The 13,886-nt window shown below is 65.4% G+C and carries 28 protein-coding genes; 26 read left to right on the top strand and 2 right to left on the bottom strand.

Features of this window, described 5'->3' with window-relative positions; translation table 11 throughout:
* Nucleotides 1-260: 260 nt before the first annotated feature.
* Both RZ1_RS20345 and RZ1_RS20340 read left to right on the top strand, forming a co-directional pair.
* On the top strand, nucleotides 261-1,028 hold the full coding sequence (locus RZ1_RS20345) for an MFS transporter (protein ID WP_373863698.1): 768 nt from the start codon (nucleotides 261-263) through the stop codon (nucleotides 1,026-1,028).
* On the top strand, nucleotides 970-2,400 hold the full coding sequence (locus RZ1_RS20340) for a recombinase family protein (RefSeq protein ID WP_072814320.1): 1,431 nt from the start codon (nucleotides 970-972) through the stop codon (nucleotides 2,398-2,400). Before RZ1_RS20345 ends, RZ1_RS20340 begins: the two co-directional genes overlap by 59 nt.
* Before the next feature lie 101 nt (nucleotides 2,401-2,501).
* Here RZ1_RS20340 and RZ1_RS20335 read toward each other — a convergent pair whose 3' ends face one another.
* Nucleotides 2,502-2,780 carry a helix-turn-helix domain-containing protein gene (locus RZ1_RS20335; RefSeq protein WP_083583804.1) on the bottom strand — a complete coding sequence of 93 codons (279 nt, stop codon included), beginning with the start codon at nucleotides 2,778-2,780 and terminating at the stop codon, nucleotides 2,502-2,504.
* 119 nt (nucleotides 2,781-2,899) lie between these two features.
* On the opposite strand from RZ1_RS20335, the gene RZ1_RS20330 reads away from it, so the two are divergent.
* The 3 genes from RZ1_RS20330 to RZ1_RS20325 all read left to right on the top strand — a co-directional run bounded on the left by RZ1_RS20330 (nucleotide 2,900) and on the right by RZ1_RS20325 (nucleotide 3,954).
* Nucleotides 2,900-3,127, top strand: a complete 228-nt coding sequence (locus tag RZ1_RS20330) for a helix-turn-helix domain-containing protein (protein WP_139281910.1) — start codon at nucleotides 2,900-2,902, stop codon at nucleotides 3,125-3,127.
* 329 nt (nucleotides 3,128-3,456) lie between these two features.
* Nucleotides 3,457-3,594: a hypothetical protein gene (locus tag RZ1_RS30615; protein ID WP_169918025.1), complete on the top strand. Its 138-nt coding sequence runs from the start codon at nucleotides 3,457-3,459 to the stop codon at nucleotides 3,592-3,594.
* A gap of 6 nt (nucleotides 3,595-3,600) precedes the next feature.
* On the top strand, nucleotides 3,601-3,954 hold the full coding sequence (locus RZ1_RS20325; RefSeq protein WP_072814317.1) for a hypothetical protein: 354 nt from the start codon (nucleotides 3,601-3,603) through the stop codon (nucleotides 3,952-3,954).
* A gap of 161 nt (nucleotides 3,955-4,115) precedes the next feature.
* On the opposite strand, the gene RZ1_RS20320 is transcribed toward RZ1_RS20325, so the two are convergent.
* Nucleotides 4,116-4,511: a hypothetical protein gene (locus RZ1_RS20320; protein WP_072814316.1), complete on the bottom strand. Its 396-nt coding sequence runs from the start codon at nucleotides 4,509-4,511 to the stop codon at nucleotides 4,116-4,118.
* 188 nt (nucleotides 4,512-4,699) lie between these two features.
* On the opposite strand from RZ1_RS20320, the gene RZ1_RS20315 reads away from it, so the two are divergent.
* The 21 genes from RZ1_RS20315 to RZ1_RS20225 all read left to right on the top strand — a co-directional run bounded on the left by RZ1_RS20315 (nucleotide 4,700) and on the right by RZ1_RS20225 (nucleotide 13,875).
* Nucleotides 4,700-4,921 (top strand): hypothetical protein, encoded by a 222-nt coding sequence (locus RZ1_RS20315; RefSeq protein ID WP_139281909.1) that lies wholly within the window; start codon nucleotides 4,700-4,702, stop codon nucleotides 4,919-4,921.
* A gap of 203 nt (nucleotides 4,922-5,124) precedes the next feature.
* The gene (locus RZ1_RS20310; protein WP_072814314.1) at nucleotides 5,125-5,556 is read left to right on the top strand and encodes a hypothetical protein; all 432 of its coding nucleotides are present in this window, start codon (nucleotides 5,125-5,127) and stop codon (nucleotides 5,554-5,556) included.
* A 163-nt stretch (nucleotides 5,557-5,719) separates the two neighbouring features.
* Nucleotides 5,720-6,064, top strand: coding sequence for a hypothetical protein (locus tag RZ1_RS20305; RefSeq protein ID WP_072814313.1), 345 nt, complete (start codon nucleotides 5,720-5,722; stop codon nucleotides 6,062-6,064).
* Entirely contained in the window at nucleotides 6,061-6,312 is a 252-nt protein-coding gene (locus RZ1_RS20300) for a hypothetical protein (RefSeq protein ID WP_072814312.1), read from the top strand. The genes RZ1_RS20305 and RZ1_RS20300 overlap by 4 nt, the downstream gene beginning before the upstream one ends.
* Nucleotides 6,312-6,629, top strand: coding sequence for a hypothetical protein (locus RZ1_RS20295; protein WP_072814311.1), 318 nt, complete (start codon nucleotides 6,312-6,314; stop codon nucleotides 6,627-6,629). The genes RZ1_RS20300 and RZ1_RS20295 overlap by 1 nt, the downstream gene beginning before the upstream one ends.
* Entirely contained in the window at nucleotides 6,626-6,790 is a 165-nt protein-coding gene (locus tag RZ1_RS30610; protein ID WP_169918023.1) for a hypothetical protein, read from the top strand. Before RZ1_RS20295 ends, RZ1_RS30610 begins: the two co-directional genes overlap by 4 nt.
* Nucleotides 6,787-7,515 carry a hypothetical protein gene (locus RZ1_RS20290; protein WP_072814310.1) on the top strand — a complete coding sequence of 243 codons (729 nt, stop codon included), beginning with the start codon at nucleotides 6,787-6,789 and terminating at the stop codon, nucleotides 7,513-7,515. The genes RZ1_RS30610 and RZ1_RS20290 overlap by 4 nt, the downstream gene beginning before the upstream one ends.
* The gene (locus RZ1_RS20285; protein ID WP_072814309.1) at nucleotides 7,512-8,114 is read left to right on the top strand and encodes a hypothetical protein; all 603 of its coding nucleotides are present in this window, start codon (nucleotides 7,512-7,514) and stop codon (nucleotides 8,112-8,114) included. Before RZ1_RS20290 ends, RZ1_RS20285 begins: the two co-directional genes overlap by 4 nt.
* Entirely contained in the window at nucleotides 8,111-8,404 is a 294-nt protein-coding gene (locus RZ1_RS20280) for a hypothetical protein (protein WP_238072041.1), read from the top strand. Before RZ1_RS20285 ends, RZ1_RS20280 begins: the two co-directional genes overlap by 4 nt.
* A complete protein-coding gene (locus RZ1_RS20275) occupies nucleotides 8,401-9,135 on the top strand; it encodes a 3'-5' exonuclease family protein (RefSeq protein WP_072814308.1) in 735 nt (244 codons plus the stop codon). The genes RZ1_RS20280 and RZ1_RS20275 overlap by 4 nt, the downstream gene beginning before the upstream one ends.
* Before the next feature lie 159 nt (nucleotides 9,136-9,294).
* Complete coding sequence (locus RZ1_RS20270) at nucleotides 9,295-9,531, top strand: hypothetical protein (protein WP_072814307.1); 237 nt, start codon at nucleotides 9,295-9,297, stop codon at nucleotides 9,529-9,531.
* Between the two features lie 31 nt (nucleotides 9,532-9,562).
* Nucleotides 9,563-9,964 carry a beta-sandwich lipoprotein gene (locus RZ1_RS20265; protein ID WP_072814306.1) on the top strand — a complete coding sequence of 134 codons (402 nt, stop codon included), beginning with the start codon at nucleotides 9,563-9,565 and terminating at the stop codon, nucleotides 9,962-9,964.
* Nucleotides 9,965-10,010: 46 nt separating this feature from the next.
* Nucleotides 10,011-10,319 carry a hypothetical protein gene (locus tag RZ1_RS20260; protein WP_072814305.1) on the top strand — a complete coding sequence of 103 codons (309 nt, stop codon included), beginning with the start codon at nucleotides 10,011-10,013 and terminating at the stop codon, nucleotides 10,317-10,319.
* Nucleotides 10,316-10,801 (top strand): hypothetical protein, encoded by a 486-nt coding sequence (locus RZ1_RS20255; protein WP_072814304.1) that lies wholly within the window; start codon nucleotides 10,316-10,318, stop codon nucleotides 10,799-10,801. The genes RZ1_RS20260 and RZ1_RS20255 overlap by 4 nt, the downstream gene beginning before the upstream one ends.
* Nucleotides 10,801-10,959, top strand: coding sequence for a hypothetical protein (locus tag RZ1_RS30605; RefSeq protein ID WP_169918021.1), 159 nt, complete (start codon nucleotides 10,801-10,803; stop codon nucleotides 10,957-10,959). Before RZ1_RS20255 ends, RZ1_RS30605 begins: the two co-directional genes overlap by 1 nt.
* An 85-nt stretch (nucleotides 10,960-11,044) precedes the next feature.
* Nucleotides 11,045-11,416 carry a hypothetical protein gene (locus RZ1_RS20250; protein ID WP_072814303.1) on the top strand — a complete coding sequence of 124 codons (372 nt, stop codon included), beginning with the start codon at nucleotides 11,045-11,047 and terminating at the stop codon, nucleotides 11,414-11,416.
* Between the two features lie 109 nt (nucleotides 11,417-11,525).
* Nucleotides 11,526-11,852 carry a hypothetical protein gene (locus RZ1_RS20245; protein WP_072814302.1) on the top strand — a complete coding sequence of 109 codons (327 nt, stop codon included), beginning with the start codon at nucleotides 11,526-11,528 and terminating at the stop codon, nucleotides 11,850-11,852.
* Nucleotides 11,842-12,189 (top strand): hypothetical protein, encoded by a 348-nt coding sequence (locus RZ1_RS30600; protein ID WP_072814301.1) that lies wholly within the window; start codon nucleotides 11,842-11,844, stop codon nucleotides 12,187-12,189. Before RZ1_RS20245 ends, RZ1_RS30600 begins: the two co-directional genes overlap by 11 nt.
* Nucleotides 12,186-12,509, top strand: coding sequence for a glutaredoxin-like protein NrdH (nrdH, locus tag RZ1_RS20235; protein WP_072814300.1), 324 nt, complete (start codon nucleotides 12,186-12,188; stop codon nucleotides 12,507-12,509). The genes RZ1_RS30600 and nrdH overlap by 4 nt, the downstream gene beginning before the upstream one ends.
* Nucleotides 12,506-13,078 (top strand): hypothetical protein, encoded by a 573-nt coding sequence (locus tag RZ1_RS20230; RefSeq protein ID WP_139281907.1) that lies wholly within the window; start codon nucleotides 12,506-12,508, stop codon nucleotides 13,076-13,078. Before nrdH ends, RZ1_RS20230 begins: the two co-directional genes overlap by 4 nt.
* Complete coding sequence (locus RZ1_RS20225; protein ID WP_072814298.1) at nucleotides 13,075-13,875, top strand: DNA polymerase beta superfamily protein; 801 nt, start codon at nucleotides 13,075-13,077, stop codon at nucleotides 13,873-13,875. The genes RZ1_RS20230 and RZ1_RS20225 overlap by 4 nt, the downstream gene beginning before the upstream one ends.
* The last annotated feature ends 11 nt before the right edge of the window (nucleotides 13,876-13,886 follow it).

Genomic DNA, 13,886 nt, shown 5'->3' with positions numbered 1-13,886 from the left:
GGGACTGGCCGACTTCATTCGGAGCAAGGGACGCAAGGGTGTCGACCCTGCCGCCGCTCTCGCATCGGCAGACGCACAGGTGTCTTTCGGTATTTGCCCGCGGCTGTTTTCCCGCCCGGAGTCCGGCCGGACGACCTGTCGGAGCCGACGTGAATCGAGCCGTCGAACCGGTTCGCCTGCCGGGTGAGTGAAGTCACGGATCCTCACCGCCGACCTCACCGTCGCGCGCGGGACAATGGGCTCCCGTGACCTTCACCGACATCGCACCCCCGCCGACCGGGTCCGGAACCGTCCGCAACCGCGCCCTCGCCGTGTTCGCGCTGGCCCTGGGCGGCTTCGGGATCGGCACCACCGAATACGTCGCGATGGGACTGCTCCCCGAGATCGCCGCCGACCTCGGGATCACCGAACCCACGGCCGGTCACACGATCTCCGCGTACGCGCTCGGTGTCGTCGTCGGCGCACCCCTGTTCGCGGTGCTCGCCGCCCGCGTGCCCCGCAAGACACTGCTCGCCGCCCTCATGGCGGTCTTCACGCTCGGCAACGCCGCCTCGGTCGCGGCCTCCGGCTACGGGCTGCTCGTGGCCGCCCGATTCCTCGCCGGACTGCCGCACGGCGCCTACTTCGGGGTCGCCGCCCTGGTCGCCGCGCACCTGGCCGGCCCGCAGCGCCGTGCCCGCGCCGTCGCCCAGGTGATGCTCGGGTTGTCGGTCGCCAACGTCGTCGGTGTGCCCGCCGCGTCGTGGCTCGGGCAGGCCCTCGGCTGGCGGACCGCGTTCGGCCTCGTGGTGATCATCGGCGCCGCGACCGTCGCGGCCATCACCGCGTGGGTACCGAAGGTGTCGATGCCCGTGACCCACCCGATCACCGAACTCGGGGCGTTGCGGCGACGACAGGTGTGGCTGACGCTGATCGTCGCTACCGTCGGCTTCGCCGGGTGCTTCGCCGTCTACACGTACAATCCCATTTATGGGTCCCATAGCGCAAGCCGTACGTCGGGCGGTGATTTACACCCGGGTGTCCTCTGACCCCGGGAAGCAAGGTAGATCGGTCGCGGAGCAAGAGCGGGAGTGCCGTGCGGTTTGTGAACGGAACGGCTGGGACGTTGCGTGCGTTGTCGAGGACAACGACGTCAGTGCTTCTCGCTGGTCAAAGAAGGAACGCCCTGGGTACAAGCGGCTGAGTGAAATTCTTCTCCCCGGTGATGTCCTCGTGTGTTGGGAGGCGTCAAGGGCGACTCGCAAGATGGGTGAGTACGCCGAGCTTCGAGACCTGTGCGCGGAACGCGGCGTCCTGTGGTGCTTCTCGGGTGCACTGCTCGACCCGAGCAAGCCGGGTGACCGACTCTCCTCCGTTGTCGCTGCCGCGTTCTCTGAGCACGAGTCTGATCTGATCGTCGAGCGGGTTCGACGTGCACAGCGAGCCAATGCCCAGGAGGGCAAGGCTCACGGCAAGGTCCCCTTCGGGTACCGGGCAGTGCGGGATCCGGACACGGGCAAGATCGAGAAGCGGGTCCCGGACGAGAAGCAGGCGCCCATCGTCCGTGAGGTGGTGCGCCGGGTTCTCGACGGAGAACCGCTCTACGCGCTCGCGCGGGAGCTCAACGATCGCGGGGTTTCCACGTCGAAACAGTCGAAGGGGTGGACCGCAGCATCGCTGTCCGCGATGGTTAAGCGACCAACGTATGCGGGCCTGCGCACTCACCTTGGAGTGGTGGTCGGTACTGGGAAATGGGAGCCGCTGATCAGTGTTGAGGAGCATGAGCAGATCGTTGCCCTCATGAGCGACCCTCGGCGACTTACGCATCATGGTGTGGAGCCGCAATACCTGCTGACAGGAATCGCGGTGTGTGGTGAATGCGGTGGCCGCATCCGCCGGCGTCGCAATGGCAGATACAGCAAGAGGACTGGCGATGGCAGTGAACGAACCTTCTACGAGTACTCGAGCTATTCCTGCTTCGAAGGCGGATGCGTGAGTCGCCGGCAACATCTCGTTGATGCTCTGGTGCGTGAGGCGGTTCTGCAACGATTGGAGAATATCGTCAGCGTTGACGAGCTGGCTGACCCGGAGCAGAAGGAAGCGCAAAAGGCTGCGCGAGACCTGAGGAAGCGACTTGATGATGCTGTTGCTGAATTTGCCCGAGGGGACTTGACGGCGGCGCGGCTCGCGCACGCGGAAAAACTCCTGCTACCCGAGATCGAGAAACATGAGCGTCGGGCGCAGAAGATCGTTCCACCGGAAGTGCAACGCTTGATCGGTCCCAACGCTCGCAGCCAGTGGCAAGCAATGTCTATGGTTGACCGGCGTATGGTTATTCGGTCTCTGGTTTCGGTCACGATCCTGAAAGACCGGCCGCGCCGAGAGTTCAACCCTAAGTCGGTCGCTATCAAGTTGATCTGAGCATTCCGGTGCCTGCTCACGAATTCCAGTCGTGCCAAGGCTACGGATATTGAAGTGCCCGAATGCTATGGCATTCGGGCACTTCGGTTCATGTGAGTGGACTAGGTGGAGTTGGAGTTTGGGTGGCCGTCCCCTTCTATGTCATCGTTCACGCGCTTCATGAATTCGAGCCAGTGAATTCCGAACGCGGATGCGATTCCCTGCATATGTTTGATGTCCATGGCGATATCTCCTTTCTCTAGGCGTTGAATCGTTCGGCGGCTGATGCCTGCGCGCTCTGCTAGTTCATCTTGTGACATGCGATTGATTGTCCGATGGATGCGCATTTGGTTGGCGACCGCTGTTCGAATTGCGTCTGTTCTGCTACTTGCAGCGTCCATGTTGTCCAATATAGCGCCTGATTTGGCGTAACTTCAAGTGCTACGGGCCCAGCCCTGACTGCACGAAGCGCCACCTTCGGCGCTTGCAATGCGCCACATGTGGCGCTAAATTGGCCACTATGAACGCACAGACTGATGATCTTGCGGGTCGGCTCGGCGAGATCGTGGATCGCGCCCGCCGCGCCGCTGGTATTTCACAGCAGGACTTTGCCCGTATGTCGGAAATGTCCCACCGCACGTTGCAGCGCAGCCTCGCTGGCGAGCGATCCTTCACCTTCGAAGAACTCATCAACATGGCGCGCGTACTGGACGTGCCGCCCGAATCGCTCTATGCGATCGCAGGATGAGCGTCGGGGCCTCATGTGGATGCAGCAATGGCAGCTGTCCAGAAAGTCCAGATTGTCCGCTGTGGACGACCGCGATGCAGGACGCGGTTGACGAAGTCCTCGCGCACAGCAAGCCGCTGACTATCTATCAGCTCGACATCGTGACTGCCGCATTTCGGCGAGCGGCGCGATCCGCGGAAGCCTCCGCCGTCTGATCGAAAAAGTGCCTGATCGAAAAAGTGCCCCGCCGGTGGTCACAACACCAAGCGGGGCAAGACACAGATGGGAAACCAATGTCGAACAACAACCATAGCGGTACGACCGCCAGGGCACCACAGCTCACTCCGCCGGTGACGGGTCCGCAGCCCGCCGATGCCAGGTTCTCCGCAGGAATCGCCGCGTTCTTCCGCAGCAGCCGCGAGAGCCGCATCGCGCAGCAGCGCACGCCCAACACCCTGCAGGCCACCAGCCAGTCCGAAACGAATTGAGCTGACATGACACTCGCGATCCCGCCCCGCCCCGCCACCCCGATCTTCGACGAACTCGACGAGCACTTCGCCACCATCCCCGTCGATGGCACCCCTGCACCTGATGCCACGATCGATAGCTCCCAGGCCCCCGACGTCGAGGTCGCCACCGTCGACGACACGAACGACAGCGACGACCTCGACGCACACTTCGCCACCATCCCCACTGACCGCGCACCGGCATCCGACACCACACCCGAGGACACCACCAACGTGCACCGGCACCGCGCCGCCTGGTTCCTGTGGCTGATCCTCGCAGTCGGCGTCACCATCGCCGCGGTCATCTGGCTGACCGCCCCGGCCGCCGTGGTGGTGATCTGATGTCGTGGCTTCGTGTCAGTGACGACATGTTCCAGCCGACCCGGATCTGCACCCTCGCGGTCGTCCTGTCCGGCCACTGGTTCGAACTGCGCCTGACGCAGCGGCCGGACATCGGGGAAATCCGAATCACAGACTGCTTCGGGAACTACTCCACCAACCTCCTACCGTCCCTCGGGTACGACAACGGTGGTCAGGGGATGCAGCCCGGCCCTATCACCGAGGGTTTCCGCGAACAACTTGAGGCGTTTCGGATCGGTCCCGGCGGGTCGGGAAAAGATCTGAGTGATATCTGCGGGCCGACCATTCATGTAGCCCCCTCCTCCACCGCCGGAAACCAGGTATTCGGTGTCAGTGTCGTCGAAGAGCCGCAGCATGATCCCACCCAAGGGTCCGCGGGGGCTGCCGCCGACGGCCTGGATGACATGCGCTGTCACGATGCTGTTGAACACAGCGATCGCGACCACGATGTACCTGTCACGACCGACATACGCCTCGGCCGCATCGGGCACGAGGACGTGTTCGATCTCGAGGGCGGCGGGGATGATCGACTCGCTCACGATTCTTCTCCTTCTGCTGATGTTGTTGGCGCACACAGCGTAGGAGATGGGCCGGTCGTAGGGTCGTCGCACGGCGCCCCTACGACCCGGGCCCGAACCCGCACACGATGGGCATGGATCGTCGCCTCGTGGGCCCTCGTGATCGCAGTCACCGCAGGCTTCAACCTGTTGTCCGGGGTGTGGTGACGATGCCCGAGATCAAACAGGCGACCGAAGCGAAGGTCAAAGATCTACTGAGCTACGCCTCCTCAATCGTGACCATCGGCGTTGATCCTGACAACCCCGAGAAAACCCGCATCGACTTCGTGCATCTCGAGCACCGCCGGCCGATCTGTCTCGCCATACAGGCCAAGACGCTGCGCGACCTCGCGAACAAACTCGACGCCGCACACGGATCGGGCCAGTGCTGACCATCCGCCCGCAGACCATCCGCGACGCCGACAGGGGATAGGCCGGCGCGGATCCCACGGCGCCGAACCCACTCCACCCCCCGGATGGGTTCGGCGCCACCCCAACACCGGTGGCGGCGTGTGAAACGGAGTCCTGATCCGGCGCACCAGATGTGCGCACCACGCCGCCACCGGAACCAACAACCTCCGACAGGACCGCACCCGTGAACCAGACCGACATCGAAAAAGCCATCCGCACCAACCGCGAGAACCTCGCCAAGCACGCACAGACCCTCCTCGACCTCATCGAAACCATCGGCGTCCCAGTAGAAACAAGCAAGCTCGCCGAAGTCATCACCGAAACCCGCGGTGTGATCGACAAACTCGCCGGCATCGTGATCCTCCCGAACCTGGCAGAGCTCGCCGACCGCGCCGCCGCAGGAGCTGTCGACGAACTCCTCATCAACAACAACCCGCAAAGGGCAAAGCAGTTGCTCGAACTGGCTGAACTCCTCGACCGCCGCCACACCAAGTCCACCGCGGTCACTTCAGGTGACAGCCACTCCCACTACTACGTCACCGATCTAGGCCGGGCCGCGCTCGCAGTCGAGAACGCAGCCAAGAACAGAGAATCCATGTCATTCAGCCGTCGATGAGTCTGCCGATCCCGGACTTCGAGCACCTCGAACCCTGTGTCGGGTGCGGCCACCCTCGCCGGCATCACCACCCGCGGGGCTGCGCCACCGACGAGCACGGCGGCTACGAGGTCCGGGCCCTCCTGAACCTGTGCCGCTGCACCAGCTACCGAACGGAGTAACCATGGACCCCACCGCCGAATTCGAGAAGTTCATCCGCGAAGTGTTCAACGGCAACATCGACGACATCGCCGTCGCGCTACACCTCATGTCCCCGCACTGGACTGGCGGTTCGATCCGAATCCCCGATACACCGACGGTCGTGTGGCAGGCCGACGACGGATCGGCAAGCCTCGTCCTGAACCCCGACGCAACCATCGAGGTGCACACCAACGCCGCGCTGAACGTCGGACAACTGCTGGCCCTGGAAGCCGCGATCCGCCACGTGCAACCCCGCCTGCTCCTCGCGATCGGCGCTCGCGCCATGTCGACCCTGGAAGCCAAGCTCAACGGCGGTACAACCCCGTGAGCCGCACCGCCCCTCACCTGGACTACCCCGGTCAGTACGCCGGCGCACTCGACGGTGAAATCCCCGGCGAGGCACTGACCACCAACGACCGACGCGTCCTCGTCGAAGCCCTCCACGCCCGCGGCTACACCGACGCGCAGATCGCCACGCACACACGGTGGACCACCTACACCGTCGCCCGCATCCGAATCGAACTCGGCCTCCACACCAACACCACCACCGCACCCACACGGAAGCGAATCTGCTGATGGCACAGTGCAGGGACTGCAACGCCGAGATCACCTGGGCACGCACCACCGGCCGCGGCACATACATCGCGCTCGATCTGTACCCGGACGACCGCGACGGCATCGTCCGCAAGCGCGACACCCGAGACGAGAACGGCTGCGTCTGGGCGGATGTGCTCACCGGCGAGTCCCTGCACCACGCCATCGCCAACAGCGAGAAGCTCTACGTCCCGCACCGCGACACCTGCCACGCCCGACGCCCGACGAACCCGATGCCCGACCACGTCCGCCGCGCGGTCACCTCGGTGCGGCCGTCACACCGCCGGCGGCGCTGGTGACCGCAGCCTCCGCCGCGGACGCCTGGTGGGACTCCCTGCCCGAGGACCGGCGCATCGCGTTCCACCGCTGGCTCGGCCGCGTCGACCACCCCACCGACATACCGATCGACGGCCAACTCGACCTACCGCTCCCGCTGCTCACCGACAGGAACACACCATGACCACCGTCGTCGTCGGCACCCACGACCTGCGCCGTGCACTCACGGCGGTCCGCCCGCACCACGAGAAGCACCCGGACCTCGAAACGTTCCGACGCGTCCGCCTCGAAATCGACGCCCACAACGTCACCGTCGTCGCCACCGACCGTGTCTCCGTCGGCCTCGCCATCGTCTCGATCTGGCAGCCCGAGGACAGCATCAACCCCGACGCGGTCCTCGACCTCACGCCCGAGCAGGTCGACAAGATCCTCCACATCTTCAAGGCACCGAAGGACAAGAACGACGAACCGTCGGCGATCCTGCGCCTAGAAATCGGCGACAACTACTGGAAACTCACCGACGTCTCCGGCTTGCCCGGCATCGACGGCCAGTCCCTCGAGCAACCCCGCGCCGCCACCGACACCGGCTACCCCGACATCCCGCTCCTGATCTCCCGCAACCGATCCGGCGACGTGAAGTGGATCGAGCAATTCGCCACGAACGGCGATCGGCTCGCCGCGTTCCGCATCGCCGGTGTCGTCTACGACGAGCCCGTGCTGATCGAGGCACGCACCGGCACCAGCGCACTGTCGATCACCGTCGGTGAATCGTTCCTCGGTGCCCTCATGCCCATCACCCTCACCGACGAGGCACAGGCCAAGCACACCGAGTGGAACACCGCGTGGCGGCACCGTCTCCCGGCGCCGGACGCGAAGCCCCGCAACCTCAACCCCGAAGGAACCCAGTGAGCACACCAGAGATCACCCCGGAGTTGATCCGTGCGGTCGCCGACTGGCTCGACGGCCGATGGACGACAGTGAACGCAGAATCCTTGCGAGTGATCGCCGACGGACTCCAACAGAAACTCGAGCGTGAGCAGGCCGACGAGAAACGCATCGACGAACTCGCACGCACGTATTGCGACGCCGCGCACGAGCTGGCGTACTACTCGGACCTTCATCCGGAAGACCAGAAGATGGTCCGCGCCGGCATCCGCGCCGTTCTCGCGAAGCTCGACGAGGAGAAGGCGCCCGGAGTATCGATTCCTGACGGTGCGCCGCTGTACTTCGGCCGCGCCTACGACGCCGAATACCTCCGCTGGCCGGTCAATCCGTGGAAGGTGTCGCCTGGTACGTGGACCCTTCCGGAATTCACACCGGGCCCGCGGCAGTGGGACAACCTGGCAGATGTTCCCAAGGATGTCGCGATCGTCCGCGGCGCGAACGGTGTTGTCGAGATGCGGGTTTACAGCCTTGGCGCTGGGCACGAGTGGCTGGCTGCGGCCGGCCCGAACTCTGATCTCGTCGCAGCCGCGCCGTACACCGAAATCGTCGGCGGCGCCCAGTGACCTGGCTACGAGTCGACCACGTCTCGACCGCGATGCGCGCCGCCGCCGAGAAGTGCCGATCCTGCAGGCACCAGATCGTGTGGGCGCAGACCGAAAACGGCAAGGCGATGCCGATCGACGTCGAACCGTCCGAGCGCGGCAACGTCGCCGTCGATCTCGTCTTCGGTGTGCTCCACGCCGGGGTCGTGTCCGGCCCGCAACGCGACGGCCTGCGCGCCGCCAAACGCCCCCTGTACCTGTCCCACTTCGCCACCTGCCCTCACGCCGACACCTGGAGGAAGAACCGATGACCAACCGCCCGATCGTGTTCCTGGACACCGAGACCACCGGCCTGCACGCCGACCGCCGCCCGTGGGAGATCGCATGGATCCGACGCGAGATCGACGGCACCGAAACCGAACGCCTGATCCAGATCTCCGACGTCGACCTCACCACCGCAGAACTCAAGGGCCTGCAAGTCGGACGCTTCCACGAACGGTACTTCCGCAATATCGGCGTCGACCAGAAGCCCGACAACGTCGAGATCGACCGCGAATTCCTCGCCGCGCACGCCGTCGAAGAGGCCACCCGCGGCGCGATCATCATCGGCGCAGTCCCGAACTTCGATACCGAAACCCTCGCCGCGATGCTCCGCCGACACCGGCTGTGCCCCTCCTGGCACTACCAGCTCGTCGACATCGAAACCTACGCCGCCGGATGGCTCCGCGCGATGCCCTACAGCGCCCCCCTCGTCCAGCAGCGGCAGGAAGCCTCAATGGCTCTGTTCGATCGCGAGATGCGAAAGGACCTCGGCCTCGCCTTCGGCGATACCGATCCTGCGACCGCTGTCTCCGATGCGCGAGCAGAGCTGGACCGAATCAACAGTGAGATCTCAGCCCTGCTGACTCCGCCGTACCGGTCCGATGACCTGTCCCGCGCCTGCGGAGTCGAACCGCCCACCCCGGAAGAACGCCACACCGCGCTCGGTGACGCCCGCTGGGTCAAGCGCTGGTACGACCACATCACCGGGACCGGCCAGTGATCACCTGGAACTGCCAACGCTGCGGCGACCGCCGGCACGCACCGTGCGGGAAACCGCTCTGCAGCCTCGGTGACGACAACCTTGCCGAAGCAATCGACAGCAACCGCCGGGCCCGCGGCGAACTCGCAGCCAACACGGCAACAGGGGAGTGGCACTGACATGGCCGACTACGCGTACGACCAGCAGATCGAAATCAACGCCGACGGAATCACCATCGGCGGCATCCAAGTCCCGGGCCTGATCGACGAAGGCAGTGTCAACGTCTACCGCGCCCCGCAGCTCCCGGACCACTGGATCGTCACAGCGTCCTTCGTCACCGGCAGGGAACCGATCGTCGGCGACGCCGCCGACCTCGACCCGACAGGTGCCGTGACCCCCCTTCACCGCACCTCGTAGTCCAAGCAACCCACCGCACCAGGAGGCACTCATGCGCAACATCTCTCGCACGATCAAGCAGGCCGCCGCGGCACTCGCCGCCCTCGCAGTCGTCGGAACCGTATCGGGATGCGCCGCCGACGCAGACGTCGTGTCGCAGAACCTGTCCAAGGCAGCGGACCAGTTCGAGATCGAACGCCGCATCGTCTTCTTCAACGGCATCACCGACAGCTACCTCCTCACCGTCGAAGGCCGCTGCTCCATCAAGGACGAGAACCGGCAACTCGAGGTCACGTGCAAGACCGCCGGCAACGAGTACAAGAAGCACTTCCTCGGCCTGAGCGACAACGTCTCCTACGTCGCCGAGCAGATCGAAAGCGCCAACGTCAGCGCCGATCACTACCGCGTCATCTTCAAGCCGGAAGTGGTCATCCCCGACGTCGACCGCCCGTAGACGCCGCTGCCTCACCCGATCAAGCACCACCGACAAGGAGCCCACCATGGGAACCAGCTACGAACTCCGCGACGCACGCCGCAAGAACAAACGCATCGCAGCGCAGCTCATCGCCGTCAACACCCTGCACCGCGAAGTCAACGGCACGTGCGTCTTCTGTGACGTTCCGGCACCGTGCCCGACCCGCACCGTCTCCCGCGCAGCGCGTCGTCTCGTCGCCGGTGACGACGGTCCCCGCGTCGATGCCCGAACGGCAGGTGAGACCGCGGTAGCCCGGTACATCGCCAACGACGGCATCGGCGTGTCCAGCCTCGACGACCACACCGACAGTGAATCGGAAGGCGTGGACCGATGAGCAGCCTGCAAGACGAAGACGCCCGCGAATGGCGACGCAGGCAGCGCGAGGAGAACCGCGCAGCTGCCCGCGGCGATGTGCCACTCCCGCCCACCGACGCGACCCCGGCAGAGAGGTGGCCGGTTCCCGCTGTCGCCGCCGGCCCGGCGCCGGCGCGCCCGCAGCGCCCGGCCGGACCTCAGCTCTCCACCCGGGTCGCGAATACGTTCCGGATTGTCGACACCCTTCCCTCCGCCGAGAACCGATCCGGACGGCCCATTCCCGAACACCGCCGCGACCTAATCGAATTCGCCAAGGCCAACGCGGGTCGCTGGATCGAGTACCCGCCGGCCGGAGACGACGCCTACAAGTCCGTCAGCACGTTCGTCAGCACCGTCCGCAGCGGCAAGGGCGGCTTCGCACCGAAGGGTGCGTTCGAAGCCACCGCCCGCAACAAGATTGCGTACGTCCGCTACATCGGCACGGACGGCGGTGACCAGTAGTGAAGAACGCCGCCGCCACAGCAGCCTCCGCGGTCGCCGTCACCGCGATGATCGCGTCCGGCTGGCTCGCCCTCACCGCCGTCGTCATCGACCGCGCCGCCCGGTCCCTGCACACCAGCCTCGACATCCCCGGGGCCCGGCCGGAGGACGGGTCGTGACGCTCGGCGGCTGGCTCGCACTGATCGCCGCGGCCGGCCACTACACGACCCCAATCCTCATCCTCGCCACGGAAGGACTGGTCCGATGACCGACCAGCTCGAGCAGCTGCGCGACAAGATCCGCGCCGCCTGGCCGGAACACGCCCTCACTCACGGCCGCGGAACGCCGGTGCCACCGGTTCGCGACGGCGGCAACACCGCGGCATGCATCGACCTCGCCGTCGAACTCTCTGCCGAGCACTTCACGCCCCGCACGATCACGACAATGGCCGAGGTCCTCGCACTGCCGGCTGAGACGCTGATCCGCACCAAGCACGGGGAAGTCGCAGAGTTCTACGAGGACCGGCCATCGACTAAGTGGCGTCCCGCCACGTTCCTTGGATCCGTGCTCGACGGCATGATCGTCGCGTCCGACCTTCCCGCGCTCGTCCTGTGGACACCCGGAGGCGGACAGTGACTCTCGTTATGGACGTGGTCTTTGGTTCTCTCGCTGCCGCAGCGGGGATCCTCATCGTCGGCGGCGCGCTCGTCATCCTCGTCGCGATCATGTGGTGGATGGCCGGGCGATGAGCGCCAGCACGGCAACCGAGGCGGAGGCCGAAGCCCAGGCCGAGATCACCGAGAAGTACATGGCTCTGCCGAAGGCCCGATCAATGCGATCCACGTGCCCGAAGTGCGGCGGCGTCATCCTCATGCGCCGCTTCGCTGTCGTGACGATGAGCGAGGACGTGCTGGCGGCACGCGAGTTCATGGATGCGCGGACCGGCGGCCGAGTGGTGTTGCGCACCGAGACGCTCACCGTCGAGGTGCTCCGCGTGATCTGCGCGACCTGCCGCTACGAGATCGGCCGCGAACGACCCAACGACGCAAGGGTGCCCGGCAATGGCCAGTGAAACGAACCAGGGTGAACGGTGCCAGGCGCGCTACGTCACCGCGGACGGACGCCGTCACGCGTGCGTCTTCCAGCAGGCCCGCCACGTCGGCCACACCGTTCACGCCTTTCCCTACGTGCACGCCGAATATGGGCATTCGTTCCACGACTGGCGAACTCGACGCCGAGACAACGAACTTCGGCCGTTGATCATCCACAACCCGATTCCTGGCGCGACGGGGTGGTTGCTGATCACCCCAGACCTGGCCGCGCCGTACGCGTTCACCCGGACTTGGCCTTCCGCCGTCGAATGCCTTCACCGCTGGTACAGCGAACAACGAAAGGACAACGGTCGGTGACAACCCCGATCATCACCATCTACAGCAAGCCGGACTGCCAGCAGTGCACCGCAACCGCGCGAGCGCTCGACAAGGGCGACGTCCCCTACGCCTACATCGACGTCACCCAGCGACCCGACGCACTCACCTTCATCCAGGAACTCGGCTACAAGGCCGTCCCCGTCGTCGTTGCCGGTGACATGCACTGGGGCGGATTCCGACCCGACCGCGTCAAGGCGCTGATCCGCGCTTACCACGACTCGGAAGCACGAGAAGCCTCGGGCGAGAACGACACCGAACCAGCCGCCGTGACCGCACTCCTCCAGGACGGTGCTCAGTGACCCCACCGAAGGTGAACCTCGACGAAGGCCGAGCACTCCTCGACGCCAGGAACGCCGAAGAAGCTGCGACCGACCCGCACGACCCGCGGCCGGCGAACGTCGACTGGCTCGTGTGGGCCCGCACGTACGCAGAGCAGCTCCTCGACATGGTCGACGACCTGCGCATCGATCTCGACGACCGCATCAATGTCGCAGTCCACGAGTCCCACAACCACCGGACGACCCGTCGGTCGATCAATCACCTCATCGCCGCCGTCGACTTCATCACCTCCCGCACCGCGAACGACGAACTCAAGGAGACCTTCCTGGAGTTCGGACGCGCACTTCGCGCAGCACTCGGCGAGTTCCCGGACGGGCACACAGTCAGTCCCGCGACGGGCCCCGCTCCGCTGTGCTTCGGCATGGACTACGGACGGCTCGGATACAAGGTTGCACTCGTCCGCCACCGCGGCGCCGAGGCGACCTACACCGAGCTGGTCGCAGACCTCGACACCATCACCGAAGAACGGATCGACGGCCAAGTGCAGCGATGGATTGTCACCCTCACCCCGCCGAAGGAGAGCCGATGAACAGCACCACGACGAAGCAAGTCGCATACAGCGGCCCCGAGTTCCAGGCCATCGCGGAACAGAACACCGTCCTCCGCGGCCAGGTCGGCTCCGGCCTCCACGGCGTCACCACCGGTGCCGACGACCGTGACGAGATGGGCGTGTGCATCGAACCGCCCGAGTACGTCATCGGCAACGCCCGATTCGAGCAGTACCAGTTCCGCACCCAACCCGAAGGCGTCCGCTCGGGCGCAGGCGATCTCGACCTCGTCGTCTACAGCCTCCGCAAGTGGGCGCGGCTCACCGCCGCCGGCAACCCCACCGTGCTGCTTCTGCTGTTCCTGCCCGAACACGAGATCGTCACGAACACCTGGGTGGGGGAGCAGTTGCAGGCCCGCCCGGAGATGTTCATATCGCAGCAGGCCGGCCACCGCTTCATCGGCTACCTCGAATCGCAACGGGACAAGATGCTCGGCCTCCGTGCCCAGCGCACCAACCGTCCGGAGCTCATCGACGTTCATGGCTTCGATACGAAGTTCGCGTACCACGCGGTGCGCCTCGGACTGCAAGGCGTCGAACTGCTCACCACCGGACGGATCACGCTGCCGATCCCGGAGCCGGACCGTACGTGGTTGCGCGAGCTCCGCAACGGCGAGCACACGATCGACGAAGCCCTCGACCGGATGAGCGAACTGCGCGGACAGATCAACCGCCTGACCTCAACCAGTGTCTGGCCGGATCGGCCTAACCGCAACCAGATCAACGCGTGGCTTACGAGCACCTATCAGACGTGGTGGGCACAAAAGGGACTGGTCTGACGTGGCGACTT

This window comes from Rhodococcus zopfii NBRC 100606 = JCM 9919 (genome assembly GCF_001895025.1).
GTDB classification, from domain to species: Bacteria; Actinomycetota; Actinomycetes; order Mycobacteriales; family Mycobacteriaceae; genus Rhodococcus; species Rhodococcus zopfii.
This window is presented reverse-complemented; position numbering and strand designations above follow the sequence as displayed.